Here is a 24,210-nt window from a genome sequence, read left to right on the forward strand (position 1 = left end):
CACTATCGTTGCGTGGTGCCGGACGCGTCAGAGTCTTTGGTCCCGGCTGTTCTGCTTCCGGGCCGGTGGTGGACCATCCAGAGTGAAACGAGTACCAGGGCTGCGCCCGCGAGGGTGAATGGCGGGGGCTGCTCCGCGGGGAGGAACAGGGAGACGACGGTGCCGATGACGGGGACGAGCATGGTCCAGGCTGTCAGGAGGTCCAGTCGTGAGCGGCCGGCCTCGATGAACCAGACCAGGAAGGCTGCTGCGGTGCCCACGAGTGAGAGGAACAGCAGGGAACCGAGGAATCGCGGGGTCCAGTGGATCACCGGTGCCGGTTCCGCGATGGCTGCCATGACAGCCAGCAGCACCCCGCCGATCAGGAAATGCCAGGCACTGGCGGCGACCAGGTCGGTCCCAGCGAGGCTGCGGGCGAGCAGCGTCCCTGCGGTGACGGCTGCTGCCGCGAGCAGGGACAGCCCGGCTCCGGACCCGCCGCCGCTGCTGAGGCCCACGGCCAACAGTCCGGCAAAGCCAATCGAAACCGCCAGCACCGTCCGGGATGACAGTGATTCCCCGTATAGCCACCAGGCGGGAAGGATGATCATCAGCGGCTGGGCGTTTGCCAGGACCGCTGCGGCACCGATGGTCATGCCCGCGGTGCCGGCGAACATCGCGGCGAACGCGACGGTGACGTTCGTGAAGCCCATCAGCGCGATCAGTGTCCAGGTTCCGCGTCCCCGCGGCAGGCCCCGGCCCTGGATCTGGCAGACCATGAGCAGCGCGGCGGCGGCGAACAGTGCCCGCAGGGTGGCGAACCACAGGATGGGGGCATCCTGCAGGCCGAGCCTGATGGCCAGGAAGCACAGGCCCCACGCCCCGGTAACCCCCAGCATTCTCCATGGGCGGGGCGCTCCTTTGGCCTGTCCGGGGTGCCGGTTCGCGTATGCCTTCATAGCCTGCCGTGTTGACGCAGGTGGCACTGCTGGATCAGGTCCACGGCTTCGTCGATGTCATCGGTGGATCGGAGCAGCCGGATGTCATCAGGGGCGATGAATCCCTGGTCCCGAAGTTGTTCGGTGATCCAGGACATGAGCCCGGTCCAGTGCTCCGTTCCGATCATGATGACGGGGAATTCGTGGATTTTTCCGGTTTGGACGAGCGTCAGGGCTTCAAAGAGTTCATCCAGCGTTCCGAAACCGCCGGGAAGAACGACGAAAGCTGAGGCGTACCGGATGAACATGAGTTTCCGGGCGAAGAAGTACCGGAAGTTCATGGACACGTTCAGGTAGGGGTTCAGGGACTGTTCCCTTGGTAGTTCGATGCCCAGGCCGACCGATGTTCCGCCGCTCTCTGCCGCGCCGCGGTTTGCCCCTTCCATCAGCCCGGGCCCGCCCCCGGTGATCACTGCGAACCCGGCGGCAGCACACCGTGTACCCAGTGTTCGTGCTGTCCGGTAGCGCGGGTCATCCTCGCCGGGGCGCGCCGATCCGAAGACGGCGACGGCTTTGCCCACCCGGTTCGACAGGAGTTTGAACCCTGTCTCGATCTCGGCGCTGATCCGTTCCATCCGGGCAGGATCGTCGGCCGGGTCGGCCATTACGGAGAGGAGTTCTTCATCAGTCATCTTCACCGCGGTGCTGCTCCTGCATGCATGCGGCAGTGCCGGTCGTGTTCGCCGCGTTCTTCGGCGCTCAGGTGTCCGTCTTCGATGGTGATGACCCGTTTGGCGGCAGTCCGGAGCCGGTGGTCGTGGCTGACGATGATGACCGCACGGTTTTCCCGGCAGGCCGTTTCACACAGCAGCAGGGTGACGTCCTGGCCTGTTTGTCCGTCCAGGTTGGCGGTGGGTTCGTCGGCGAGGATGAGCCGGGGGTCGTTCGCCAGGGACCGGGCGATAGCGACGCGCTGTTTTTCTCCCCCTGACAGGTCCCGGGGCAGGTTCCTCAGGCGCTGTCCGAGCCCGAGCTGTTCCAGTGCGGCCCGGGCTTTGGTCCGGGCATCTTTCCCTGGCACACCGGCGGTGAGCAGGGGCAGCATGACGTTTTCCTCCGCCGTCAATGCCGAGAGCAGGTTGAAGGTCTGGAAAACGAAGCCGAATTCGTGCAGCCGCAGCCGGGAGAGTTGCCCGGGCCCCAGGCCCGCGGTGTCCTTTCCGGAGATGAGGATCCGGCCGCTGGTCGGGGACATGAGCGTGCCGATCATGGACAACAGGGTGGTTTTCCCGGATCCGGAGGGGCCCATGATGAGCATGATGTCTCCCGCCTCAATGGTGAGGGAGACGTTACCCACCGCCGTCACGGCGGTGTGTCCGGCGCCGAAGACCTTGGAGGCATTCTCGACCGACACGACGCTCATGACCGGAACACCTCCGCAGGGTCGATGCGGGCCAGCCTTCGGACAGGGATCAACGAGGAGACCACTGCCATGATCAGGGTGACGGCGAAAATCCATGCCGCGTCCAGCCAACGGGTTTCCGTGATGAACTCGGGGACGTAATTTCCGGCTGCGGCGCTGACGGCAAGGCCAAGGGCGGCCCCGACAGCGTACCCGAGCACGGCGGCGGTGAGCGCCTGTTCCACCACGACGGTGTAGAGCTGGCGGTTGCTGACCCCTATGGCCTTCAGGACCCCGTACTCGCGGGCTTTTTCGATGGTTGAGGTGAAAATGGTCAGCCCGATAACGGTCATGCCTACAGCGATCCCGATGAACAGCAGGACCAGAATGATCGGGAGGAAGGTGTCCCGGACGATGTTCGTGTTGTTGTCCACGAACCTGTCCTTGGTGATCGCATCCACGGCCGGGTTGGCTTCGATCCGCGTCGCGACTTCACCGGCGTCGGTGCCGTCGCGGAGGGTGACGAGGAAGAAGTTGGTGGCTCCCGGCAGTTGGAGGATGCTTTCGGCGTCTTCGCGCGTGGTGAAGGCGAAGGAGAAGCTGAGGATATAGCCGCCCTCGGAGTACCCGGTCACTGTCAGGGTCCTGCCGGCGAGCGGAATCGTGTCTCCGATCCGGATGCCCTGGCTGCGGGCGACAACCTGGTCGATGATGATTTCGCCCCTGCCGGGTACGGTTGCGCCCTCCACGACCCGGGCCGGTGCGCCGACCCCGTTCTCCGTGTCGTCGGCAATGACGTACAGGTTGATGTCTTTGCCGTTGTGCGCGAAGGCCACCCGGCGGCCGCTGAACGGTTTGGCGCTGGCCACCCCGTCGATACCGGTGAGGAAGTCACGGACTGTCAGGGGCACCACGGACGGGGTGTGGAACATGTCCGTCGCCCCGGACTGCGTCACCCAGTAATCCGCCGGGACGGTGCGGATATATTCGCCTATTTTGTTGCTCCAGCCCTGGTACAGGCCCTGGATGCTCATGATGAGCAGCACGCTGAATGCCACCCCGCCGACGCTGATCAGCAGCCGGGTCTTTTCCTGGACAAGGTTTTTCACCGCAAGGAACAGCATGGCGGGTTCTTCCGGTTCCGGTGCGGGCGCCCTGCGGTCACCGGCCCTCCGGCAGGCTCTGCCCCGTTCCCGCGCCGCGGCGCCCGATGCGGGGTATGAATCCCGGCACCTGCCGGCGGTAGGCGGCGTAGGCTTCGCCGAATTCGGCCTCCATCATCCTTTCCTCTTTGCGGGCCAACCGCAGGTAGACGATGACCAGGACCGGGAACATCAGCAAAGTCAGCAGCGTGGGCCACTGCAGCAGGAACCCCGCCATGATGGTCAGAAACCCCAGGTATTGTGGGTGCCGCACTTTGGCGTAGAGTCCGCTCGTGGCCAGGCGGTGCTCCCGCTGGGCTGCGAAAAGCACCTGCCAGGACAGGTACAGGACGATGAATCCTGCAGCGATCAGCACATTGCTCTGCAGGTGCAGCGGGCTCAGGTGCGGGTCCCCCGACCACCCGGTCAGGTCCTGCCACAAGTGGCCCGAGTTGTGGTTCAGGAGGTTCCCGCCCGGGATCCGGTCACCCAGCCAGCCCGAGAGCAGGTAGATCGTGAGCGGAAAGCCGTACATCTCAGTGAAGAGCGCAACGATGAACGCCGAAAATCCGCCGAGAGCACGCCAGTCCAGCTTGGTCCTGGGCCGGACGAAGCTGAATGCAAAGATGATGAACACGGCCGAGTTGATGATGACCAGGCCCCAGAGGTCGTACCCATAGTCAGTGGACATGTCCGCCTCCTTGGCCTTCCCGCGTGCCCGTACCGCCGTGCCCGGAGTGTCCGCCGCCCCCATGCCCCCCATGCCCCCCATGTCCGCCGTGCATGAACAGGTGCATGCCCATCATCAGGACCACGCCCAGGTACGGCAGTGCGTCCAGGATGTGCAGCCAGTGGTTGGTAATCAGGTACACGGCGGCCCCGGCGATCAGGACCGTCAGCAGGATCTGCACCCAGGGCCTGGGCGGCTCTGAGGCCGGGGCGCGCAACGGGTCGGAAGGACTGGTCATGGCCACAGTATTGACTCTCCTGCCCCGGGTGGACAGGGCCGAATGGCCCCTCAGTGGACCGGCAGGGTCAATGTCCTCCCGAATGGTCCCCCGTATGCTCGGTAGTGTGTGAAGGTCCCGGCGTCACGTTTGTTCCGGTGCCGCTGATGGCCGGGCCGATGACGAACGCGGAGAGGGAAAACATTCCTGCGAAGACCAGCAGGCCAAGGGCAGGGGCAATCCAGTTGCCGAACCGCCGGTGCAGGTGGACCAGCGCGGGAATGGACGCCAGCAGTCCGAGCGCGCCGAACAGTGCCGTGCCGCCGGATCCTGCGACGAGGGCGCTCCCGGCGAGAAAACCGATGTGGTGCAGCATGTGCGGCACCAGTCCCATCACCAGGCCCAGCGCGCCGGTGACCGTATGCCAGAGCGCCTGGAGCCTTCCTATGAATCCTTGTGCCGTCTTCGCCGTCCCCGGCAGCGGGCGCACCCTGGCATGGTCATGGGACCAGTGATCGCAGGTCACGAAGACGCTAACCTCTGCCGGTTGCCCGTGCGGGCAGCGCTTTCTTTCTCATCCGAAGATGCCCGCCCGGGACCGGGTAGGGACGACCAGCACCGGACACGGTGAATGATGGAGGATCTGGGTCGACACGGAACCGAGCAGCAGACCGGTAAACCCGCCCAGACCGCGGGAGCCGACAACCAGCAGGTCGGCGTCCACGGCCGCCTTCAGCAGCACGGGGGCGGCAGGACCCCGCACCACATCGCCCGTGACACTCACGTCCCCGCTGTCCAGTTTTTTCAGGGCCTCGCCCTGAAGCCTGCGGGCTGCCTGCGGAAAGAGGTCAGGGTCGTGGATCAGACCTTCCATTCCCACGGTCACGGGCGGGAACTCCCATGCCGTCACCGCCCGGACCTGTCCACCCCGCAGCCGGGCCTCGGTGACAGCCCATTCCAGTGCCAGCTGCGAAGCGTCCGAACCGTCAACACCTGCAACAATCCTGAATCCTGCATCCCCGTCCATCAGCCCTCCCGTTGTCCTTGCTGCGCCCGTTGCAGGCCAGTGTGTCTGGGCCAATGTATAACCGGCAAGGGCGGAAAGTCCCCTATGGCCCCGGCCGCCGGTGAAAGACCGTCTTTCAATAGCGCCGAACATGCAGTCCCTACGCTCCTAGGAGGTATTTGCTTTGGTACCCCCGGGGGGTATATTCTTGTGCTGCTGAAAGGAACCCTCATGACTCAGAACATTGACAGCCTCCCGTCAGCCGAGGTTGCGGACTACGGGTACAGCAGCGGGAAAGAGGCTTACCTGCGCCGGTTGAAGCGCATCGAGGGCCAGGTGCGCGGCATCGCCCGCATGGTTGATGAGGATGCGTACTGCATCGACATCCTTACCCAGGTCGCTGCGGTGAACAAGGCACTGCACGCCGTCAGCCTGGGACTGCTGGAAGAACACATAGGACATTGCGTGGTGAACGCCGCGGCCGCCTCCGAGGAGGCCGGTGACGCAAAGGTGAGGGAAGCAACAGATGCCATCGGACGTCTGTTGCGCTAACGACGAAGGAGGAAATCCGCCATGAGCGTGAAGACAACCGTCAATATTTCCGGGATGCACTGCGGCCACTGCGTGGCATCGGTGATCGAAGAGCTGCGGGAAGTGGAGGGCGTCGGGTCCGTGGACGTTGCCTTGAACAAGGACGGCGTCTCGGTGGCCACCGTCACGTCCGCCACGGAGCTGGATCCGGAGCGGATCGATGCGGCGATTGCTGAAGCCGGCTACTCCGTGGTGGCCGGAGGTTAGGGGTGGACACGGAAACCCTGGCACCTGGCACACGGATTATAGAACTCGACATCCAGGGCATGACCTGCGCTTCCTGTGTGGCCCGGGTGGAGCGGAAACTGGGCAAGTTTGAGGGCGTGGACGCCAGTGTGAACCTTCCGCTGGAATCGGCCCGGGTTATCGTCCCGGAGGGCATTTCTGACCAGCAGATCCTCGATACGGTCGCTGCCACCGGCTATTCGGCCTCGCTCAAGGCGGACCGGGCAGGGACGGAAAAATCACATCGGTACGCGGCCACCGCTCAGCCAGCCGACGCGGGCGGTGATGACCAGGCTGCCGCAGCGAAAGCTGTTGCCGGGACCCTGCGGCCCCGCCTCCTGGTGGCAGCCATTTTCACCCTGCCCGTAGTGGTGATCTCCATGGTTCCTGCCGCGCAGTTCCCGCACTGGGGTTGGGTTGTTTTCGCCCTCAGTGCCCCGGTGGTCAGCTGGGCCGCGTGGCCCTTCCACCGGGCGGCGGGCATCAACGCCCGGCACCTGGCCTCCACCATGGACACCCTGGTGTCCATCGGAGTCAGTGCCGCGTTCCTGTTCTCGGCGTGGCAACTCTTTGCCGATCCTATCCTGACGCGGCACCCCGGCATGGACATGAGCGCTCATGCGCTGTACTTCGAAGTCGCAGCGGTGGTGACAACCTTCCTGCTGCTGGGCCGGTATCTTGAAGCCAACGCCAAACAACGGGCAGGAAATGCCCTTCGCGCGCTGCTGAACCTCGGAGCCAAGGAAGCCATAGTGGTCCGGGACGGAGTAGAGTTCCAGGTCCCGGTCGATCTGCTCGTCCCCGGTGATGTCTTTCTCGTCCGCCCGGGAGACAAGATCCCCACCGACGGGTATGTCGTGGAGGGCCAGAGCGCGGTTGATGTCTCCTTGATCACGGGCGAATCGCTGCCGGTCGAAGTCGGCGTCGATGACACGGTCATTGGGGCGACGATCAACGCGAACGGCCGGCTGCTGGTCAAGGCCACCCGCGTGGGCAGTGAGACCACTCTCGCCCAGATGGGCAAACTTGTCAGCCAGGCCCAAAGTGGTAAGGCGGCAATCGCCCGGTTGGCGGACCGGATCAGCGCTGTCTTTGTCCCGGTGGTCCTGGGCATCTCCGCAGTGACCTTCGCAGGATGGATCTTCAGCACCGGTGATCTGCAGGCGGCCTTCACTGCCGCGGTGGCCGTGCTGGTGATTGCGTGCCCGTGCGCACTGGGTCTTGCAACGCCGACGGCGCTGCTGACCGGAACGGGGCGCGGGGCTCAACTGGGCATCCTGATCAAGGGACCGCAGGTGCTGGAAGACACCAGGACCGTGGACATCATCGTGCTGGATAAGACCGGAACGGTCACGAGCGGCAAGCTCTCGGTTTCAACTGTCCAGAGCCTGGGCGGGGTCCGCGAGGACGAGCTGCTCGCCCTGGCCGGGGCGGTGGAGGCGGCCAGCGAACATCCCGTAGCGCGCGCCATCGCCCGGGCCGCAAGGACAAACGGGCCGCTGCCTGCGGTGACGGGCTTTGACAGCGCGCCGGGCGGAGGCGTGCGCGGCACGGTAAACGGCCGTGCCGTGGTCGTGGGGCGGATCGGGTGGCTGCGGGACAACCACATCGACGGACCCATTGGTGGCGAGCAGATGCTGAAGGCGCTGGAGGATTCGGGTGCGACGGTGATCTGGGTGGGCGTCGACGGGAAAGCCGCCGGTTTGATCAGCCTCACCGACACGGTCAGGCCCGGCTCTGCCGCGGCAGTCGGCCGGTTGAAGGAGCTGGGGCTTCGTCCCATTCTTCTGACCGGTGACAACGCTTCGGCGGCATTGGCCGTGGCCGCCCAGGTCGGCATCCCGGCCGAGGATGTGCTCGCCGGGGTCCTGCCCGACGGAAAAGTTGAGGCCGTGCGCCGGTTGCAGGAGTCCGGCGCGACAGTGGCGATGGCAGGGGATGGCGTCAACGATGCCGCGGCCCTGGCCCAGGCTGACCTGGGCATCGCCATGGGCAGCGGCACGGATGTTGCCATCGCCGCGGCTGATCTGACGGTCATGGGAAGCGACCTGGGGCAGGTCGCGGAGGCCATTGAGCTGTCCCGCCGCACGCTGGCCACGATCAAGACCAACCTGTTCTGGGCGTTCTTCTACAACGCGGTGGGCATTCCGGTCGCCGCGCTGGGACTGCTGAACCCGATGATCGCCGGTGCCGCGATGGCGGCCAGCTCGGTCCTGGTGGTCAGCAACTCACTGCGGCTGCGCCGCTTCGGGCGGCCGCACAAGGTGTAGTCCCCTCCTGCGGCGTCGGATGCTGAAGGCCGGTGATGCACTGCCCCCAAGGCAGTGCATCACCGGCCTTCAGTGGCTATTTACCGGCGCGGACGAAAGTGACGGCACCCTTGGAGGTCATCCAGGTCAGCGGGTGGACGGCGGTTTCGTTCTTGCCGTTCAGGCCCGAGCTGAGGACCTGGCCGTTGCCGACGTAGATTCCGACGTGGCCGGGCTGCATGACCATGTCACCGGGCTGGGGATCGCTGACTACAGTCCCGTAGTTCATGAACTGCATGGGGCCGAGGTCTCCGACCGGGATACCCGCGGCGTTAAGGGCGTTTTCCACCAGCCGTGTGCAGTCCTGGATCATACCGATCTGGGCGTAGGCGGAAGAAACCATGATGGCGTTGATGCCACCAGCGGCCGGCGCGGCAACGGGAGCGGCAGCGGCAGGTGTGACGGTAATCTGAGCCTTCGCTGGTGCAGCCGCTGCGGTCAAGGCAGGTGCCGGGGACGCCTTGGGTACCTGGGGGGCGACTGGCTTGGGCGCCTCCACAACCGGAGCCGGGGTGGTCTCCACCACAGGACGCTCGTAGGAGATCTGGACCGTGGCGTCCGCGCTGAGCGGCACCTGAGCCTGGCTGGCGACTTCGAGCGTCGAGGCCGGCTCCGCGTCACGCTGGGCCGGGACCTCTGCTGCCTGGGCAGCTATGCCGCTGGTCAGGACAAGACCGGACGCGGCCGCGATAACCGCTGCCTGACGGCCCGCAACACCGGCGTTGTCGGCTACGGATTTGGACAGGACCGCTAGGGCGCTGGTCTGGACAGGGACCGCGCGGCGGCGGCCATGAGCTTTGCGAATGGGCATGAAAAAGGCCTCTCCCACTGCCTGCGAGGTTAGCTGTCGGATTCGGATGGGAGACACCCGGCCGCGCCGGCACGAAACGCGCCAGGCATGGCTTCACCCCAAGACCTGCCTGAAGCAGGCCAATGTTGGTTTCCCCGTCTCTGCCGGACGAAAGTTGCGAACGGATCCCGGGCAGCGGCAGAGTTAGGCAATCTGCTCGGGAGTGCCGCATTCGGAGAAACCGGCACGGCTTAGACCGTACTTCACAGCAGCACCGTTTGTCACATTTGAATAACGGGAGACATGGGGACACGGGCACACCCGCTTGCTCCCGATACCCCCATGGGGTATACTTTGACTGTTGTCAGTGAAGTGGTATGTCCCGGCCGGTGCCCTAGCGCCGACTCTCACAGCCGTTCAACCCCAGCGCCTTTAGTCCTTCGTCAAGGAACGGAAACTGACATGTGTGGAACTGAAAACCGTACCCAACTGCCGCTTGCATCCTCCCCGACAGGGTGCGGCTGCTGCTCGACCGAAGCCTCGTCTGCCCCCACCGCCTCTGCCGGCACCAGTTCCGTTGAATTCGCTGTGGACGGTCTAATCTGCGGGCATTGCGTGCAGACGGTTGAGAAGCTAGTCTCTGCTCTTGAGGGTGTGGAATCTGCCTTCGTTGACCTCGTCCCGGGCGGCCGTTCCCGCCTGCTGGTCGGAGGCGCACCTGACGCGGCAGCCGTGCAGGAGGCAGTCACCTCCGCCGGCTACACCCTGGCCGGCAACTGACATCTGTACTTTCGCTGAGTTTCCTCCCGGGCCGTTGTGCTTCCCGGAACGGGGATCAAGGCAGGGCGTGCCCGCTGGCACGCGGGCCGACCGGACTTTGCCGCTGAAACAAACGTCGACGACCACACCGATCACCAACGGCCCGTTAGGAACAGCGAAACCGAATAGCGCCCGGGCGCGTTGAACCACAAGGAAGTGACCGGCAGGAACACCTTGCCGGTACCCTTATGACGAAAGAGCCTGCACGGAAAGGAGGAAGAGTTGTGACTGCAGCACCCCATCGTCGCGTCACCGACTTCCTCCTGCAGGCAGGATTCCTGACTGTGGCCCTGGCCATCATTGCCGGCATTTTCGGCATGCACGTCATGACCGGCGCCCACCACATGCCCCCCGGCCCAAGCACGACAGCGGCAGGCACCGGGGCCGGGGCCGCCATGCAGCTGCAGACCATGCCAGCCAGCCATTCCCGTGCAGCGGGGACGCCAACAGGCGGGGTCGCCGGTGACCCGGCGGTCACTGGTTCCTCATCTTCCTGCGCCCCGGCCGGGTCCTGCCCGGAAATGTCCGCCGGTGACGCTGCCTGCGTCCTGGCACCGGGAAACACCACTCTCTCAGCCCCGGTGCCGGGAACAGCCCCTTACGCGCTGCCCGACTTCGGTGCCGCCGCAACAGCCAGCAGCACCTTTTCCTACGCACCGGGCAGCCCCTCCCCCGGTGACCTCTGTATCAGCCGGACGTAAACACTCCCCTGCGCCATGCCCTTGCACGCGCAGCCGTCCAGTCATCGGCGTGCATACAACAGGCCAAGCCCCGCACGGGTTTGCCAGTGCATGCCATCACACCAGCGCCCAGACGCCGCTGATACTTTTGAGGACCTGATTTTCATGACAAAGACACTGACGATCTCGGCTGCCGCCATCGCTGCTGCCATCGCCCTTGCCGGCTGCTCCGCGGGCTCCGGAACCGGCAGTTCCGGGACCGGCAGCATGCCCGGTATGAACCATGGCAGCTCCGGGATGTCATCCACCTCCGCGCCGGCAACCTCAGCAGCAGCTGCGGCTGAGTTCAATGATGCCGACACGATGTTCGCGCAGATGATGATCCCGCACCACACCCAAGCCGTAGCCATGAGCGACATGATGCTCAAAAAGGAGGGCATCCCTGCCTCCGTGACCGACCTGGCCGCCAAGGTCAAGGCAGCCCAGGGACCGGAAATCGAGAAGATGACCGGCTGGCTGCAAAGCTGGGGCCAGCCCACCGAAACGCCCACCGACATGCCTTCCGCGCACAGCATGGAGGGGATGATGGGCGAGGAGGACATGGCCAAGCTCGAAGCCGCCCAAGGCACCGAGGCGGCCAAGCTGTTCCTGACCCAAATGATCGCCCACCATGAAGGCGCCGTCATGATGGCCAAGACCGAAACCACCGACGGCAAGAACGCTGACGCGGTCCAGCTCAGCAAGGACATTGTCAGCTCCCAGGAAACTGAGATCCAGGAAATGAAAGATCTGCTGGCCACCCTGTAGCCAGCCGAAAACCGGTGCCGGTCCCCTCCCCCTCCGGGGGCCGGCACCTCCCCTTCACCTTTCCCGGCCAACCCTGCCCACCCCTTGGAGTTTCCAATGACCTTGCACTCTTCACCCCGCCGGCCTGTCGCTGCCGTCGTCGCGGCCAGTGCCCTGCTGTTTACCGTGTCCGCCTGCAGCCAAGGAACAGCAGGGGCTCCCGGCGCTTCACCCTCCACGACGTCTTCAGGCCTGCCCAGCTCACACGTCCATGGCTTGAGCGTAAACTCCGAAACCGGACAAATACTGTTGGCGGCCCACGAAGGGCTCTTCGACATCTCAAAAAACACTAGTGTCAAAATTGGAGCCACAAACGATCTCATGGGCTTCACTGCGGCCATGGACGAGGGCGTCTTTTATGCCTCCGGCCATCCCGGCAAAGACTCGACAATGCCCAACCCTCTAGGTCTCGTCAAGAGCACCGATGGGGGAAAGACCTGGGAACAAGTCTCCCGGCAAGGGGAATCCGACTTCCATGCGCTCACCACAACCAAAACCGGAATAGTCGGCTTCGACGGAACAATGCGGACCAGCACGGACGGCAAGACGTGGAAGACCGCTGCTGCCGGCTTCGCCCCGGCCGTCCTGGCCGGCAACCCTTACAGCGACACCGTGCTCGCAACGACCCCTGAAGGCGTCCAACGATCGGCCGACGCCGGAAACACCTGGACCCTGGTGCCCGCCGCACCGGTGATTCAGTTCGTCGCTTTCGCCAGCGCAGCGGAAGCCGCCGGAGTCGCCCCGGACGGCACCGTCTATACCTCCGCGGACGCGGGCCTCAGCTGGAAGAACACCGGAAAAATTAACGGCAGTGTCCAAGCAGTCGCAGCCTCCGAGGGATCCAAAGGTAGCCCCTGGATCTGGGCCGCCACGACCGCCGGGCTCGTCGTCTCCACCGACGGCGGAGCCACCTTCCGTCCCGCTGACGCCGCCTGAAACCGATGGACATCGGCGGTTTTTTTGCCTCCACTGTCACCTCCGGTGCGCTGCTAATCGCGATCCCGCTGGCAATGACAGCGGGCCTGGTATCGTTCCTGTCTCCCTGCATCCTCCCCCTGGTGCCGGGCTACCTCGGTTTCGTCTCAGGACTGACCGACCCCACCCAGCCAAAAAACCGCCGCCGCGTCCTGGGCGGCGTGGGGCTTTTCGTGCTCGGATTCGCGGCCGTCTTCACCCTGTACGGGGCGGCATTCGGTGCGATCGGTTCCTGGCTCCTGCGCTGGCAGGACGCACTCATGCGTGGCATGGGTGCGGTAGTGATCCTGATGGGGCTGGCGCTTCTGGGGCTGGTGCCTTGGCTGCAGCAGACCCGCAAAATCAGCCTTGGCAGACGGACCGGCCTGGCAGGGGCCCCACTGCTGGGAATCGTGTTCGGCCTCGGATGGACCCCGTGCATGGGACCGACGCTGAGCGCTGTCCTGTCGCTCAGCGTCACCACCGGCAGCGCCGGGCGTGGAGCGCTGCTCGCTTTTGCGTACTGCCTGGGGCTCGGCATTCCCTTTGCCCTCACGGCCCTGGGCCTGGGCTGGGTCAGTAACGCACTGTCCTTCATCCGCCAGCACATCCGGGTCGTCAACATCGCCGGGGCCGCCATGCTCATCGTCCTGGGCCTTCTCATGGTCACCGGAGTCTGGGTCCAGTGGATCTACCGACTGCAGAACCTCTCCGGAACCTTCCTCACCCCCATCTGATACCGGCGAAGCCGCTAGCTCCGCCACATAAGGAGTTGTTATGTTTACCGACCTGGACCGGCGCCGCTTCCTGGGCTTGTCGGCCGCCACCGCCGCGGCCGCGGCACTGACGGCCTGCACTCGAAGCCCGGACCCGGGGGCTGCTGCACCGGAACGGATCATGCCGGAAGACCCTGTGGTTGCCGAACATGAAGCCGGCCGGCCCTCCTCGGGGAGGACCGTGACCCAAGCGCTGCAGGCCGGTGCCTTCACTGCACCCGTCGCGAACAGAACCGCCACCACGTGGGGGTACAACGGCGGTCTTGCCGCACCAGCGATCCGCGCGAAGGCCGGGGACCGGCTGAGCGTCAACCTCGTCAACGGTCTGACGGACGCCACCAGCATCCACTGGCACGGACTCGCCCTGCGCAATGACCAGGACGGCGTCCCGGGCCTTACCCAGGACGCCGTGGCCGCCGGGACCGGGTTCACCTACGATTTCCGGCTCGCCCACCCCGGCACCTACTGGTACCACTCCCACGTCGAAATGCAACGCGAACGTGCCCTCTACGGTGCTCTGGTCATTGAAGATCCTGCCGAAAAGCTCGTGTACGACCGGGACTGGGTCATCCTGCTGGACGACTGGATGGACGGTATCACCGGCACTCCGGAGGAGGTTCTGAAGGAACTCTCCGGCGGCATGTCCATGTCCGGAATGGAACACGGATCCATGGGATCCGCCCCCTCTTCCCCGGCCGGACCATCAGCCACGGATCACATGCTGATGGGCTCCCGCAGCGACTTTTTGGGCGGTGATGCCGGGGACGTCCGCTATCCTTTCCATCTGTTCAATTCCAAAGCCCCGGACCATGCAGAGATCTTGAACGCGACAACGGGGCAGGTCATCCGCTTGCGGATCATCAACGCCGCCGGGGACACCGCCTACCGCGTCGGGGTTCCAGGCCAGAAGCTCACCCTGACACACACCGACGGCTTCCCCATCCACCACCAGGACGTTGACGCCGTCGTCCTTGGCATGGGTGAACGCATCGACGCACTCCTTACTGTCAGGGAAGGCTTTACGCCCGTCATGGCATTGGCCGAGGGCAAGACCGGCCAGGCGCTCGGTTTCATCAGCGCCGGCACGGGCAGGAAGCCCCTGCCCGCTGTGCTCCCGAACAAACTTGAGGGCACAGTTGTGGACGGCGGCCAGCTGAAGGCCGATCCCACGGTTGCCCTGGGCGATAAGGCGTCGGACCGGATCCACGAAGTCCGCCTTACCGGCGGGATGATGAACTACGACTGGGGTATCAACGGCAAACGCTTTGACATGGACAACCCGTTCAGCAACGCCTTCGAAATCAGGACCGGCGAGCGTGTCGAAGTGAAATTCATCAACGACACCGACATGTGGCACCCCATGCACCTGCACGGACACACTTTCCAGGTGACCGGCGGCGGGGCGCGCAAAGACACAATCATTGTCCGGCCCAAACAGACAGTGACGGTGGTCTTCGACGCCGATAACCCGGGCCAGTGGCTCACCCATTGCCATAACGCCTACCACGCCGAACGAGGCATGATGGCCGTCTTCTCCTACATCAAATAAGGCTGACCATGAACGCCGCTGTCACGACAGACCTGTACTTTCCCTCCCCTACCATCAGTGCCTTCCAGCTCGGGCCGCTGACAATACGCTTTTACGCCCTCGCCATCCTGGCCGGCATTGTCTTCGGGGTCTGGCTCACCGCACGGCGCCTCCGCCTCCGCGGCGGCACCACGGCCCAGACACTGGACATCGTGACCTGGGCCGTGCCTTTTGGCATTGTCGGAGGAAGGCTGTACCACGTCGTTACCGACAACCAGCTCTACTTTGCACCGGGAAAAGACCCTTGGGGTGCGGTGAGGATTTGGGAAGGCGGCCTCGGGATCTGGGGAGCCGTCGCCCTTGGACTCGTCGGCGCCGCCATCGGCGCCCGCCGCGCCAACGTCTCTTTCACCGCGTTCGTGGACGCGGCAGCCCCGGGGCTGCTGATCGCCCAAGCCCTGGGACGCTGGGGCAACTGGTTCAACAACGAACTCTACGGCCAAGCGACCGACCTGCCGTGGAAACTCCGGATCCATGCGATGGACCAGGCCACCGGCCAGGCCCTGACCGGACCCGACGGCAGCGCAGAAATCATCGGTTACTTCCAGCCGACCTTCCTCTACGAATCCCTCTGGTGCCTGGCAGCGGCATCACTGCTGATGTTCCTGGACCGTAAGTATTCACTGGGCGCCGGGTCGGTGTTCGCGCTGTACATCACGTTCTATACCGGCGGCAGATTCGTGTTCGAACTGCTCCGCTCTGATCCCGCCAACACCATCCTCGGGCTGCGGGTGAACACCTGGGCAGCAGCGCTGCTGTTCATCGCCGGGCTGGTCCTCTTCCAGTCCCGCAGGCGCCGGCCGCGCTCTTCAGTGAAGCATGAGCACGGCAACACACCCCAACACACTTCCGACATTGAAAGCAAAGGAACACCGCTATGAGCAATGCAGCCAAGCGACGCAGCGAACACCAGGCGATAGTCGCCTCGATCAAGGCCAGGCAGAAAGCAAAGCAACGCAAATGGAACCTTCTGGTCTATGGAAGTTTTGGCCTCCTTCTGACATCCATCATCACCGCTGTAACCATCACGGTGGTGGGCTCCGTCCAGGAAAGCAACCAAGCCGCGGAAGAAGCCAGGAAACCCATCGAAGGCGTCCAGACGTTCACCGGCCTTTCCCGCAACCACGTCCAGACATCCGTGGATTATCCGCAGGAACCCGGCGTGGGAGGAGACCACGCCGGAATCTGGACGAACTGCGGCGTCTATACCACCCCGGTCAACGAACAGAGCGCGGTCCATTCGCTGGAGCATGGCGCGGTATGGCTGACCTACAAGCCCGACCTTCCCGCCGCCGAGATCGCAGCACTCACAGGCCTTGCCCGGGACAAACCGTACGTACTCCTCAGCCCCGACAGCGCCCAAAAAGCGCCGGTGATGGCTACAGCCTGGGGGACCCAGCTCGCGCTGACAGGAACTGACGACGCCCGTATCCCCGTGTTCATCCGCGCCTATGCGCAATCCCCGAACGCACCCGAACCCGGCGCCGCCTGCACCGGCGGAACCAACGGCTGATCCGCCCCAAAAGGGACATCATGAAGAACTACCGCAAGCCAAAACAAGAGACCGATGCTCAATCACGCCATCGCCGGCACCGGCGGCTGGTCCGCATCGGGCAGATCCTCATGGCACTAGGCGCCCTCGTGGCCAGCGGCCACTGGATCGCCCACCTTGCGGCGACCGGGCAGGGGCCCAGCATCACTGAAGACATCTTCATCGGCTACCCCACCGGGGCTTTGCTGCTCCTTATCGGCGCTGTCATCGCCGGACGCACTGAGACGAAAAAGCGCTAGCATGCCCGGCCCTGTATGTCCTCTTTCCCATCCTGGATCACTTCGGCCGGGCCTTCACCTAACCAGCAAGGGATGATTGTGCACGATTCAACACCCCCTGTTCCTCCTCGGCCTGCATTGGGAAAAACTGCCTTCCTGACGCTGACGCGCCGAGGACTCATTACCTACGCCCTCCTGGCGGCAGCGGGCATCACAGCCCTCGCCGGGTGCGGCTCCAATGACGCTCTGGCCCAACAAGCAAAGGCCGGCGACAACAAGAATTACATCGCCGGAGACGGTTCCGTCACCGAATACTCCCCCTCGCAGCGGACCCCGCCGGTGACACTGACCGGGGAACTCTACGACGGGACGGTCATCAGCTCTGCCGACTGGACAGGCCAAGTCGTCGTACTCAACTTCTGGTACGCCGCCTGCGCCCCCTGCCGGCTCGAAGCCCCGCGCCTTGAGGCCCTCTGGGAGCAGTTTCAACCAGAAAAAGTCCGATTCTACGGGGTCAACATCAGGGACGAGGAACAGACCGCGGCCGCCTTCGAGCGCACGTTCGGCATCACTTATCCGAGCATGCAGGATAAAGACGGCGGGATCCTTCTCGCCATGGCGCACTACGTCCCGCCGCAGGCCGTACCCTCCACGCTCGTCCTGGACAAGCAAGGACGGGTCGCCAGCAGAATCCTCGGCTTGGCAGACCAGGGCATCCTCAAGGCCCTGATCCTCAGCGCACAGGCTGAATGAGAACAGGCGGGAACACGTGGAGTCCAGGCAGAGTCGGCCCGGCTGGGAGGGAGACGTCTTGAATAACCCCTTCCCCGCATCGTCAGAGGGCCTGACCCGAAGTCCCCATCGGACAGGCAGGAATGTATGGAAACTGAGAAAAACATGTGGCGCACAGATGACAGGACGCTGCTGGATGTCGTTGTGGACCGGGCCGGCATGGAGGCGCGGCTCGCCGACTGCACAGCTGTGGAACGAGTATGGGTGCTTACCCTTCTGGGCCATAGCGGCGAGGCGATCAGGGAAGGCCACGCACTCCTGGAAAGCTCAGAGGACCGATTTAAGGCCCTGCTTGTCCTGGCCCATGCCTACCAAAGGACATACCGATGGAGTGAAGCTGCGAGACTTCACGAAGAGGCCCTCCGTCTAGCACGCACCAGAATGAGGGAAGCTCTCGCACGCCATCAGATTGGCAGGCGCCTCTTCGACGAAGGTCTCTACGCGGCCGCCGCTGCCGAATTTGACTGGGCCCAGGATCTGTACCGCCACGCGGGAAGGACCCGCCAAGCCGAAGCGTGCAGACAAGCCAAAGACCGCGCCCTCAAAGCCCATGCGCAGGCCTTCTTTCCCTAAGCCCAGCCTGCCCCCGATTCCGTACCGCCGACCCTTGCAGGCCGCCAGCACCAGCCCTGCAAAGAAAGGAGAAGATACCGCCACCCCCTGAGGCCCATCAACACTGAGCACAACAGTCAGCGTAACCACATCAAAGGAGAGAAAAATGACACATGGCACAACCCACAAGCTCATTGATGCCTACCCCAAGGACCTGGGCGGCATTGACCAGCACAAACTCGCCGAATGCATCGCAGCATGTTACGACTGCACTCAAGCCTGTACAGCGTGCGCGGACGCCTGTCTGAGCGAAGACATGGTTGCTGAACTGGTTAAGTGCATCCGCACGGATCTGGACTGCGCCGACCTCTGCACCACGACAGGCAATATCCTCTCCCGCCACACCGGCTACGACGCCAACATCACCCGCGCCGTACTCCAGGCCTGCGCCACCGCATGCAAGGCCTGCGCCGATGAATGCGAACAGCATGCCAGCATGCACGAGCACTGCCGGATCTGCGCCGACGCCTGTCGGCGCTGCGAGGCAGCATGCAATGAGCTCCTCACCTCGCTCAACTGAGTAATCCCAGCCAGCAGCGGGGCGGGTTGTTCATCAGCGTGCCCCGCTGCTCACAGGGCACTGCCCGGCCAAAACGGTGGTCGGTCCCCGGGTACGGTTTTGCCTGACGATGTGGGCCGGCCGGGAAGAGCTCGTGCGCCGTCTGCCTTGACGACCAGCACTGCGATGAGGGTGGTGACTGGGATTGCAAGCACCAAACCCACGGAGCCAACCAGCGTGCGAACGACTTCCTCCGACATCTCGGCACTGGTCAGCACTTCCCCCAAGGGGCGGCCGTAGAGCATCACAATGATCAGGATGGGAAGGGCGGCTCCGGCATAGGCGAAAGCGATGGTGTATACCGTCGAGGCAATGTGGTCTCGACCGATACGCATGGCGGACGTGAAGAGGTCACGCGCCGGCGTCTCCGGAGCAAGCTCGTAGAGTTCCCACACGGCGGATGACTGCGCGATGGTGACATCATTCAGCACCCCGAGCCCCGAGATGATCAGCCCGCACAGGATGATCGCAGAGATCGAAATGCTACTGGAGATGCTGGACAGGGTTGAGGCTTGAAAACTCGCTTTTCCCCAAAGATTCGCGGCGTCCGTTGACCATGCGGCCAGCAGCGCTGTGATGCCCAGCCCGAACATAGTGCCCAGCAGAGCCGTGGACGTGCGGGCGGAGAACCCATGGGCGAAGTACAGCATGCCCATCATGATCACGGTAGATCCCACGAGCGCCAGCAGCACCGGGGGTTCCCCTTCCACCAGACCCGGCAACACGAAGGCTGCCAGTACCGCAAACGCTCCAACGAGTCCCAAAATAGCCCGCAGCCCGCGCCAGCGTGCGACAACGACCACCACGACGGCATAGAGGATGGCCAGCATCACGATAGGAACCGTACGGACAAAGTCCACAAAAATGTAGTGTGGGGCTCCAGGGTTGGTTGCCACACCGGGGGAAGCCGTGAGATTGACATAGGTGATGTTGTCGCCTGCTTTAACGCCATGGGACTTCGCCACGTCAGGGTTGACGATTACTTTGACGGGACTGCCGCCTTTGTCCGGTTCGGTAAGCGCAAACACACACTCCGGGCTTCCCTGGACCGGACTGTCCTGGGTTACTCCCTGCGTGCACCCTTCCTGAACAACGCGCTGGATCCGGCCGCTCTCAAAGGTGGCCCCGGGTGCACCGGAATAAGGGTTGTTAAGCGTTACATCTTCCCTGCTGCCGGATGGCCACATCCAGATCATGGCCAGCAACGTCACCAGAGCCAGCGGAACCAAGACGGCGAGGAGTAACCGGTTGGCCTGCCGCCGAGTGCTCATTGCAGCCGATGATGAGCCCTGCCCGGCACATGAGCCCTCATGCTCCGGACCCATCAGCAGCTAAACCCCACGTAATTGAACCTTTCGCGTATCGCTTTCTGGAGATTTATTTGGCGGCCCTCACATATTTCAAGCGCCGGGGGTCAACGCCGCAGCGGCTCGGCCGCAACGATGCTAACCCCCGGCTGACGAAATCCTCCGTACCCCCAGTGTCCGCAAAACAGCTGCGGTCACTACGCCTCCGGCCATGATGACCAGACCGCCCACGCCGATGTAGAACAGCGTTGACGCAACGGCAGGAACCTCCTGGGCGGCATCCGCTGCTGCACTCACTGACATCCAGTACCCGGCGGTCGCTGCAGTCCATAAAGTACCGGCGACGCAAACGACCCACGTCACCGGGGAGAACCAGCGACTGCCGGGTCCGTAGGAAAGGGCAACTGCCAGCACAGCTATCCCCGCTGCGGCCAGGATCAGCCCTTCGAACAGGAACCGGCCCGCCAATATCCCAACGAGGATGCAGGCAGCAGCGATCAGGACCAGCCGCCTGGCCGACAGCGGCATGGGCACCTCCCGGCGAGGATCGGGAGAATCCTGAGATTGCTGCTGGTGACTTTCATCCCGATTGATCATGTTTTCCTTGATTCCTTGCCAGTGCTCCAAGGCTGCACCGAAGGCAGTGGGCGTACAGGCGGCACGTGCAATTTTCGTTCCCTGTCCACCCTATAAGAGGATTGCCGTGGAGAGACTTATGGATGGTCGTTAGCGACGGCCCATAATGAGTGTTTCCCGGTTAGGCGGGCTGAGCCAGCGCGTCCAATGTGACTTGGACCAGTCTGGACACAGCATCAAGCGATGCCAGCCGTGCGGCGGCCCCGAGGGCGTGGAAGCAGAAGCCGCCAGCTCATCGGGGGCGACATCGGACCGGAAGCCGCCGACCGCAGAGCCCTCGTGAATTAGCTCAGCCAGGAAGTCCAGAAGGTGCTGCTGGGCCCGCCCAGCATGCCCGCTCTGGTGAAGCCGGGCCCGCCTCGGCTTCCACGTGGCCGGCATGTGACATGAACGAATAGGCATGTAAAACGGCTCCGAGCCGCTCGCGGGCTCCCACCACCTGCTCGTTGATTTTGAGTGACTCGTCAAGGTGGGCTTGGACCTGGTTCTCATGCCACGCCAGCAGGATGGATTCAACATCCGGAAAGTATTTGTACAGTGTTGCTCATCCAATGCCGGCGCCTCTGCGCGATTGCCGACATCGTCACACCAGATACGCCGTGAGCAGCGACGAGGCGGGCCGCGGAGTCAAAAACTGCCTGCCGCACCGCATCCCGGTGGGTTTCTATCGTCGCGTTCCAAAGGCTCGGCATGATCGAAGCATACGATGACAGCCCCACCGACAGCAGGGCAACGCCACGGCACAGGACGCCGCTGTGGGTGAAGGGATTCCTGATCGCTGCAGCTGCCCCGGTAGTAGTCTTCTCGGTCATACACCTCAGCGGTGACAGGGCCATGAACCACACCCCATGAGCTTAGTGAGACCGGCCATCCGCAAGGCGGCCCTGACAATCCACATCCTCCCGTCCGTAGGATGGCTGGGTGCGGTCGCCGGATTCCTGGTTCTGGCGGTCACAGGACTGACCTCCCCCGACACTCAGTTGGTCCGGGCGGCCAATGTGGGCAGGGACCTTATTGGCTGGTCAATCATCGTCCCGCTGAGCCTGGCATCCCTTGCGTCCGGAATCATCCAGGCGCTTGGCACAGCGTGGGGTTTGTTCCGACACTGGGTCGTAATCAAGCTGGTGATAACCGCCTTGGCGACCGTCCTGTTGCTGGTGCATTGCAGCCCGTTACCGCCATGGCAGACATTGCTCGCGCCGTGGACCTGCGACCAGCCGACATGAACGCCATGACGATACAGCTCGTCGCTGCCTCCGGCGCCGCAATTCTCGCGCTCCTCGTCACCACAATTCTGTCCGTGTACAAGCCCCGCGGAATCACCCGGCATGGGGAGTCCGTCAGCAGAGGCAACTGAATGCGGCGCGGGCGGTCAAAGACCCAAGCGCTTAGGCCAAACCCAGGCGGCAAGCAGTCCCACCGGGGAATGCTCCTCAAGATTCTCATTGGTGTTGCAATGGGCCATCGCCTTTGAGAAGTGCTTGACACTTCCGGAGCGTCCAATGAGCCGGTCCCGGTTGTTCAACGGCCACTGTTGGCCATCCCCCGGCTCACCGGTACTGCCTCGCGGATCCAAGTTCCGGGACTGCGTTGGCGTACACGCGGCGGAACGCAAAAACTGCTGTAAAACTGGCTGCAGCCGAAAGGGTTACAACACCCGACACCATCTCCACAGACCATCTGATGGGTTCAGCGGCGCCTACTGCCAACAGCTGGCCGGACCAGAGCAGTGCGGGAAGCAAGGCCGCCAGGACCAGCTCCTGAATTCTCGCGTCGGCTCCGAAATGCCGCAGCCCAAGAAGGATAAGGTCGCCCAGCGCGCCCGCCAGGACTGCAATAACAGCAATGAGGGCGTTGGGAAAATTTGCTAGGACTAAAGCCAGTGTGGCCAGCGAAGAAACCAGGAACAGCACAGTCCCAGGACCGGCCAGGTCGGCCCGGATCAAGTAGGTCAGCGGTACAACAACAACCAGCGATGTTAGAACATAGCTCGCCAAACCAGCAGAGGCGATCGACTCGGCGGCTATGTGTTCAGCCGACCCCTCGGGGAAGTGTCCTACCGTGTGCGTGCTCTCGTCTGCGAGAAACCCCGACAGAAAAATAAGGGCAAACGCTGCGATGGCCGTCATTCCGGTCACTGCCATGATCGACGGCAGGCGCACCAGAAGCGAAGAAGGTGCTCCGCGCAGTCGGTGTGCCCGTACCGGGCCGGAGAGGAGCAATGCCCCGCCGCTAAATAACGCAAGGTGGGTGGGGCTCATCAATGCATCAATGCCGAACTCCACTCCGAAAATCTGGTGCCAGATCATGTCCGCCGCACCACCGGCAGCAAATACCGCAGCCCCGATCAAGGCCCGGGCGTACCCGGCGGGAACAACGGCGAGGCGATCCCCACTGCGACGAACCGCAGCCCGCCGGCAGATGACCGCCAGCCATCCAATCAGGGTCGCGAGGCTGCCGTAAAGAAGCGCGTGCCACGGTGTAAAGAAGGAGTCGGGGAGACCAAGAACATGGGCCCGACCGTCCAGATAGACAGCAGCGACGATGAGCAGCCCTAGAACTGCCGAGACGAAATCCTCTGTCACACTGCTGTACACAGCCAATGAGGGGGCCGTTGGCCTTCCGGACAACGGCCCTTTTCCGGATATCACCATCACACCCATACCTCCGGTGGGCAGGAAGTCACTTCGTATCCCAAATATACCCCTTGGGGGTATGTTCGGATAGTGCATGCCCGCTAGCCAACGGCCTTCAGCAACCGAAAATGGCATGGCTTTCGGGCAAGCTTCAGGGCCCCTTTCCTTGGGACAGCAGGTCCCTGCAGAGGGCCGGCTTTTCCCGCGGTCTGTCCTGTAGCAGCTAACGGCAGGGACACTTGAATGCTCGGAGATGCGGAGCAGGCTCCCACTGAGCCGGCTCACCCGCCGCTTCAGTCAGCGGCAAGGTCGTCCAGGTCAAAAGTTGGAGAGCCGTAATGAGAGAGGCAGGCTCGCGAAGCCGGTAATCTTAGAACGCGTCGAATCTACAAGGAGGCACTATGAGGAGAGGGAAAACCCGTCCCCTTCTCGCCTCTTTGGCCAAACTCGCTTTGCTGGTGTCCGTTCTCGGCATCACCGCCGGGATTCTTGGGATGCACATCGCTAATGCGCCCCACCGCACGTCCCTTCCCACCGCCGGCCCCAACAGCGCGTATTTCATTTCAGCGTCCTCTTCGCATTCTTCCTCAGGCCGGACGACCGTGGATGAGGTTTATATGCACGCGCACCTGAGTAATTCTGCTCCAGAGGCCCCCTGCCTCGACATCAGTTCGTGCCCAAAGATGGGTCATCTGGAGACCAGCTGCGTCCCTGCTCCAAGCGTTACGGGCTGGTCTGCGCCGCAGCCCGGATCGATACCAACACAGATGCACCCGGAGCGTCATTATGCTCCTTCAGGGGCTACAGGGAGTCCCTTCGCACCATGCCCCTCTCTCTCGGAGCTATCGATCAGCAGGACATAAACTTTGCGTGAACGCGTAAGTCTCAGAGGCTGCCACGGCTAGG

31 protein-coding genes and 1 riboswitch are annotated in these 24,210 nt (G+C 63.6%); of the genes, 19 read left to right on the forward strand and 12 right to left on the reverse strand.

All coding sequences use genetic code 11. From position 1 onward, the window contains the following. Nucleotides 1-2: 2 nt before the first annotated feature. The 8 genes from PV768_RS15990 to PV768_RS16025 form a co-directional block, all read right to left on the reverse strand. Nucleotides 3-938: a DMT family transporter gene (locus PV768_RS15990; protein WP_421093511.1), complete on the reverse strand. Its 936-nt coding sequence runs from the start codon at nucleotides 936-938 to the stop codon at nucleotides 3-5. Continuing rightward, nucleotides 935-1,609, reverse strand: coding sequence for a TIGR00730 family Rossman fold protein (locus tag PV768_RS15995; RefSeq protein WP_421093582.1), 675 nt, complete (start codon nucleotides 1,607-1,609; stop codon nucleotides 935-937). Before PV768_RS15995 ends, PV768_RS15990 begins: the two co-directional genes overlap by 4 nt. Before the next feature lie 2 nt (nucleotides 1,610-1,611). Next, nucleotides 1,612-2,340 carry an ABC transporter ATP-binding protein gene (locus PV768_RS16000; protein WP_421093512.1) on the reverse strand — a complete coding sequence of 243 codons (729 nt, stop codon included), beginning with the start codon at nucleotides 2,338-2,340 and terminating at the stop codon, nucleotides 1,612-1,614. Then, complete coding sequence (locus tag PV768_RS16005; RefSeq protein ID WP_421093513.1) at nucleotides 2,337-3,443, reverse strand: ABC transporter permease; 1,107 nt, start codon at nucleotides 3,441-3,443, stop codon at nucleotides 2,337-2,339. The genes PV768_RS16000 and PV768_RS16005 overlap by 4 nt, the downstream gene beginning before the upstream one ends. A gap of 37 nt (nucleotides 3,444-3,480) precedes the next feature. After that, the gene (locus PV768_RS16010; RefSeq protein WP_421093514.1) at nucleotides 3,481-4,152 is read right to left on the reverse strand and encodes a methyltransferase family protein; all 672 of its coding nucleotides are present in this window, start codon (nucleotides 4,150-4,152) and stop codon (nucleotides 3,481-3,483) included. Next, entirely contained in the window at nucleotides 4,142-4,429 is a 288-nt protein-coding gene (locus PV768_RS16015) for a DUF2933 domain-containing protein (RefSeq protein WP_421093515.1), read from the reverse strand. The genes PV768_RS16010 and PV768_RS16015 overlap by 11 nt, the downstream gene beginning before the upstream one ends. 67 nt (nucleotides 4,430-4,496) lie before the next feature. Continuing rightward, on the reverse strand, nucleotides 4,497-4,934 hold the full coding sequence (locus PV768_RS16020) for a hypothetical protein (protein ID WP_421093516.1): 438 nt from the start codon (nucleotides 4,932-4,934) through the stop codon (nucleotides 4,497-4,499). Nucleotides 4,935-4,982: 48 nt separating this feature from the next. Continuing rightward, nucleotides 4,983-5,435, reverse strand: a complete 453-nt coding sequence (locus PV768_RS16025; RefSeq protein ID WP_421093517.1) for a universal stress protein — start codon at nucleotides 5,433-5,435, stop codon at nucleotides 4,983-4,985. Between the two features lie 210 nt (nucleotides 5,436-5,645). Here PV768_RS16025 and PV768_RS16030 point away from each other — a divergent pair, with 210 nt between their 5' ends. The 3 genes from PV768_RS16030 to PV768_RS16040 are packed head-to-tail and all read left to right on the forward strand — an operon-like array spanning nucleotide 5,646 to nucleotide 8,500. After that, the gene (locus tag PV768_RS16030) at nucleotides 5,646-5,966 is read left to right on the forward strand and encodes a metal-sensitive transcriptional regulator (protein ID WP_421093518.1); all 321 of its coding nucleotides are present in this window, start codon (nucleotides 5,646-5,648) and stop codon (nucleotides 5,964-5,966) included. A 21-nt stretch (nucleotides 5,967-5,987) separates the two neighbouring features. Then, nucleotides 5,988-6,212, forward strand: coding sequence for a heavy-metal-associated domain-containing protein (locus PV768_RS16035; RefSeq protein WP_421093519.1), 225 nt, complete (start codon nucleotides 5,988-5,990; stop codon nucleotides 6,210-6,212). A 59-nt stretch (nucleotides 6,213-6,271) separates the two neighbouring features. Then, complete coding sequence (locus tag PV768_RS16040) at nucleotides 6,272-8,500, forward strand: heavy metal translocating P-type ATPase (protein ID WP_421093583.1); 2,229 nt, start codon at nucleotides 6,272-6,274, stop codon at nucleotides 8,498-8,500. Between the two features lie 76 nt (nucleotides 8,501-8,576). Here PV768_RS16040 and PV768_RS16045 read toward each other — a convergent pair whose 3' ends face one another. Next, a complete protein-coding gene (locus PV768_RS16045) occupies nucleotides 8,577-9,350 on the reverse strand; it encodes an NlpC/P60 family protein (RefSeq protein WP_421093520.1) in 774 nt (257 codons plus the stop codon). Nucleotides 9,351-9,354: 4 nt separating this feature from the next. Next, nucleotides 9,355-9,550: riboswitch (cyclic di-AMP (ydaO/yuaA leader) on the reverse strand. 241 nt (nucleotides 9,551-9,791) lie between these two features. On the opposite strand from PV768_RS16045, the gene PV768_RS16050 reads away from it, so the two are divergent. The 12 genes from PV768_RS16050 to PV768_RS16105 all read left to right on the forward strand — a co-directional run bounded on the left by PV768_RS16050 (nucleotide 9,792) and on the right by PV768_RS16105 (nucleotide 18,686). After that, the gene (locus PV768_RS16050) at nucleotides 9,792-10,109 is read left to right on the forward strand and encodes a heavy-metal-associated domain-containing protein (protein ID WP_421093521.1); all 318 of its coding nucleotides are present in this window, start codon (nucleotides 9,792-9,794) and stop codon (nucleotides 10,107-10,109) included. A 263-nt stretch (nucleotides 10,110-10,372) separates the two neighbouring features. Continuing rightward, nucleotides 10,373-10,849 (forward strand): hypothetical protein, encoded by a 477-nt coding sequence (locus PV768_RS16055; protein ID WP_421093522.1) that lies wholly within the window; start codon nucleotides 10,373-10,375, stop codon nucleotides 10,847-10,849. 144 nt (nucleotides 10,850-10,993) lie between these two features. After that, nucleotides 10,994-11,635, forward strand: coding sequence for a DUF305 domain-containing protein (locus PV768_RS16060; protein ID WP_421093523.1), 642 nt, complete (start codon nucleotides 10,994-10,996; stop codon nucleotides 11,633-11,635). Nucleotides 11,636-11,731: 96 nt separating this feature from the next. After that, the gene (locus PV768_RS16065) at nucleotides 11,732-12,610 is read left to right on the forward strand and encodes a F510_1955 family glycosylhydrolase (protein WP_421093524.1); all 879 of its coding nucleotides are present in this window, start codon (nucleotides 11,732-11,734) and stop codon (nucleotides 12,608-12,610) included. A gap of 5 nt (nucleotides 12,611-12,615) precedes the next feature. Further along, nucleotides 12,616-13,365, forward strand: coding sequence for a cytochrome c biogenesis CcdA family protein (locus PV768_RS16070; protein WP_421093525.1), 750 nt, complete (start codon nucleotides 12,616-12,618; stop codon nucleotides 13,363-13,365). A 40-nt stretch (nucleotides 13,366-13,405) separates the two neighbouring features. Next, the gene (locus PV768_RS16075; protein WP_421093526.1) at nucleotides 13,406-14,953 is read left to right on the forward strand and encodes a multicopper oxidase family protein; all 1,548 of its coding nucleotides are present in this window, start codon (nucleotides 13,406-13,408) and stop codon (nucleotides 14,951-14,953) included. Between the two features lie 8 nt (nucleotides 14,954-14,961). Continuing rightward, nucleotides 14,962-15,873, forward strand: coding sequence for a prolipoprotein diacylglyceryl transferase (lgt, locus tag PV768_RS16080; RefSeq protein ID WP_421093527.1), 912 nt, complete (start codon nucleotides 14,962-14,964; stop codon nucleotides 15,871-15,873). Continuing rightward, complete coding sequence (locus tag PV768_RS16085) at nucleotides 15,870-16,505, forward strand: DUF3105 domain-containing protein (RefSeq protein ID WP_421093528.1); 636 nt, start codon at nucleotides 15,870-15,872, stop codon at nucleotides 16,503-16,505. The genes lgt and PV768_RS16085 overlap by 4 nt, the downstream gene beginning before the upstream one ends. Nucleotides 16,506-16,525: 20 nt before the next feature. Further along, nucleotides 16,526-16,783 (forward strand): hypothetical protein, encoded by a 258-nt coding sequence (locus tag PV768_RS16090; protein ID WP_421093529.1) that lies wholly within the window; start codon nucleotides 16,526-16,528, stop codon nucleotides 16,781-16,783. A gap of 117 nt (nucleotides 16,784-16,900) precedes the next feature. After that, nucleotides 16,901-17,515, forward strand: coding sequence for a TlpA family protein disulfide reductase (locus PV768_RS16095; RefSeq protein ID WP_421093530.1), 615 nt, complete (start codon nucleotides 16,901-16,903; stop codon nucleotides 17,513-17,515). Nucleotides 17,516-17,641: 126 nt separating this feature from the next. Next, nucleotides 17,642-18,127: a hypothetical protein gene (locus PV768_RS16100; RefSeq protein WP_421093531.1), complete on the forward strand. Its 486-nt coding sequence runs from the start codon at nucleotides 17,642-17,644 to the stop codon at nucleotides 18,125-18,127. Nucleotides 18,128-18,272: 145 nt separating this feature from the next. Next, the gene (locus PV768_RS16105) at nucleotides 18,273-18,686 is read left to right on the forward strand and encodes a four-helix bundle copper-binding protein (protein ID WP_421093532.1); all 414 of its coding nucleotides are present in this window, start codon (nucleotides 18,273-18,275) and stop codon (nucleotides 18,684-18,686) included. Nucleotides 18,687-18,736: 50 nt separating this feature from the next. Here PV768_RS16105 and PV768_RS16110 read toward each other — a convergent pair whose 3' ends face one another. Further along, nucleotides 18,737-19,996, reverse strand: a complete 1,260-nt coding sequence (locus tag PV768_RS16110; RefSeq protein WP_421093533.1) for a YibE/F family protein — start codon at nucleotides 19,994-19,996, stop codon at nucleotides 18,737-18,739. Between the two features lie 174 nt (nucleotides 19,997-20,170). After that, complete coding sequence (locus PV768_RS16115; protein ID WP_421093534.1) at nucleotides 20,171-20,560, reverse strand: hypothetical protein; 390 nt, start codon at nucleotides 20,558-20,560, stop codon at nucleotides 20,171-20,173. A gap of 798 nt (nucleotides 20,561-21,358) precedes the next feature. On the opposite strand from PV768_RS16115, the gene PV768_RS16120 reads away from it, so the two are divergent. The 3 genes from PV768_RS16120 to PV768_RS16130 are packed head-to-tail and all read left to right on the forward strand — an operon-like array spanning nucleotide 21,359 to nucleotide 22,025. After that, a complete protein-coding gene (locus PV768_RS16120) occupies nucleotides 21,359-21,520 on the forward strand; it encodes a hypothetical protein (protein ID WP_421093535.1) in 162 nt (53 codons plus the stop codon). After that, a complete protein-coding gene (locus tag PV768_RS16125) occupies nucleotides 21,517-21,894 on the forward strand; it encodes a hypothetical protein (protein ID WP_421093536.1) in 378 nt (125 codons plus the stop codon). Before PV768_RS16120 ends, PV768_RS16125 begins: the two co-directional genes overlap by 4 nt. Nucleotides 21,895-21,899: 5 nt before the next feature. Beyond that, nucleotides 21,900-22,025, forward strand: a complete 126-nt coding sequence (locus tag PV768_RS16130; RefSeq protein WP_421093537.1) for a hypothetical protein — start codon at nucleotides 21,900-21,902, stop codon at nucleotides 22,023-22,025. A gap of 193 nt (nucleotides 22,026-22,218) precedes the next feature. Here PV768_RS16130 and PV768_RS16135 read toward each other — a convergent pair whose 3' ends face one another. Then, nucleotides 22,219-23,253 (reverse strand): hypothetical protein, encoded by a 1,035-nt coding sequence (locus PV768_RS16135; protein ID WP_421093538.1) that lies wholly within the window; start codon nucleotides 23,251-23,253, stop codon nucleotides 22,219-22,221. Between the two features lie 452 nt (nucleotides 23,254-23,705). Here PV768_RS16135 and PV768_RS16140 point away from each other — a divergent pair, with 452 nt between their 5' ends. Beyond that, complete coding sequence (locus tag PV768_RS16140; RefSeq protein WP_421093539.1) at nucleotides 23,706-24,167, forward strand: DUF6153 family protein; 462 nt, start codon at nucleotides 23,706-23,708, stop codon at nucleotides 24,165-24,167. Nucleotides 24,168-24,210: the final 43 nt, after the last annotated feature.

It is taken from the genome of Pseudarthrobacter sp. CC4 (assembly GCF_048957775.1).
Lineage (GTDB): Bacteria > Actinomycetota > Actinomycetes > Actinomycetales > Micrococcaceae > Arthrobacter.